Source organism: Rhodospirillales bacterium RIFCSPLOWO2_02_FULL_58_16, assembly GCA_001830425.1.
GTDB lineage: Bacteria > Pseudomonadota > Alphaproteobacteria > Rhodospirillales > 2-02-FULL-58-16 > 2-02-FULL-58-16.
Window position 1 is genome coordinate 97,611 of sequence record MIAA01000026.1, and the last position, 1,681, is coordinate 99,291.

The following is a 1,681-nucleotide window of genomic DNA, read 5'->3' on the forward strand; positions in this document are numbered from 1 at the left end:
GCGAATCGCCGGGAAAGCTGGTGCGTCCGCCGGCGCCGGAGGACATCGTCGCCGGCAAGGATGATGCGATAAAGGCGGCGGCGGTTTCCAATCCCAATGTCATCGAAGCCGAATACCTTGAAAAGGCGCAGTCCGACAATGTCAAGAAGACGCAGGGGGAACTGCTGCCCTCGCTGGACCTTTCAAGCAGCGCCAAACGCTCCTTTGATTCGTCAGGCGAACACAGCAGAGTCGACGCCTACGAGGCCAAGCTGACCTTGACCATGCCCATCTACCAGAAAGGCGCCGTTTATTCCCGGCTGCGCGAAGCCAAGCAACTGGTCGGCGAACAGCGTCGTAAAACCGATCAGGCGCGTCGCAACGCCATCGAGACGGCGACCCAGGCCTGGGAGGCGCTGCAAACGGCGCGAGCGCGAATCGATTCGTTCAAAACGCAGATAAACGCCTCTGAAATCGCCCTTGAAGGGGTCGAGCGTGAGGCCGCCGTCGGTTCGCGCACCGTGCTTGACATCCTGGACGCCGAACAGGAGTTATTGAACGCAAAGGTAAGCATGGTGCGGTCTCAGCGCGATGAAACGGTGGCAATCTTCCAACTTAAAGAGGCCATGGGAAAATTAACTGCGCGACAAATGAACCTTCCTGTGGATTTATACGATCCCGCCGGTCATTATCTTGAAGTTCGAGACAAGTGGTTCGGCGGAAGCAGCACGGGCGGCGCCGAAGATTTTGACGGGGGGGAATCCAAGGCTGGTGAGTAACCATTTGGTAACCTATTGCTTGGTAAGGTTTCCGTCTATGGACGCGGTTTACGTCTAACTAAATGGACCTTCCATGAGCAAAGAAGCAGGCCAGACAGAAGGTGACGCCGGCCAAGAGCCGTCGATGGAGGATATTCTTGCCTCCATCCGTCGTATTCTGTCCGAGGAAGAAAGCGAGGCAAAAGCCGCGCCGCCGGAGCCTGAGCCGGAACCTGAACCCGAGCCGGAGCCTGAACCCGAGCCGGAGCCGGAGCCTGAACCCGAGCCGGAACCTGAACCCGAGCCCGAGCCGGAACCGGAACCGGAACCTGAACCTGAACCCGAGCCGGAGCCTGTGCAGGTAATCGAATTTTCCGAGCCGGAACCGGAACCCGAGCCGGAGCCGACGCCCAAACCCATACCCAAGCTGATTCCCAAGCCGATACCCAAGCCGACGCCCAAGCCCATCTTCAAGCCGGCGCCCCCGCCGAGGCCGATACCGGCGGCAATGCCGGAGCCTGAGGATGTCTTTGATCTGACGCCGGCCATGATTGCGCCTTACGAGCCGATGGTTTCGGCGGCCGCCTCCCGGATGTCCGCCGATGTGCTTTCCGAGTTGGCGCGCGCCATCCTGGACCGAAGGGATGTATTGGTCGGCGCCAGGGACGTAACCCTTGAGGGAATGGTCAGGGAAATGCTGAAGCCGGTTCTCAAGGAATGGCTGGACCGCAACCTGCCTTACCTGATCGAGCGTCTGGTGAAGAAAGAAATCGACACCATCGTCAACCGCGCCGAGGGGCTGGAAAGCTGATTCTTCCCGCTTTCGCCGTTTTTCATTGATCCCCACGCTTCATCTGTTTTATACCATCGACCTTAATCATTGACTCATGACAGCCCCCGCGCTTTCCCCTCCTTACCAAGGAGGGGGCAGGGGAGGTTGCTGC

At 59.2% G+C, this 1,681-nt stretch carries 1 protein-coding gene and 1 pseudogene (1 of these 2 running past the window's edge); both read left to right on the forward strand.

Annotation, left to right across the window (positions count from 1 at the left end):
• Positions 1-758: pseudogene (locus A3H92_04705) on the forward strand (hypothetical protein) (it extends 585 nt beyond the left edge of the window).
• 124 nt (positions 759-882) lie between these two features.
• Positions 883-1,548: a hypothetical protein gene (locus A3H92_04710; GenBank protein ID OHC74979.1), complete on the forward strand. Its 666-nt coding sequence runs from the start codon at positions 883-885 to the stop codon at positions 1,546-1,548.
• Positions 1,549-1,681 lie beyond the last annotated feature (133 nt).

Bases quoted from the DNA above. Each gene is read 5' to 3' on its own strand.
- A3H92_04710 (OHC74979.1), top strand. From the start codon at position 883: ATGGAGGATATTCTTGCCTCCATCCGTCGTATTCTGTCCGAGGAAGAA.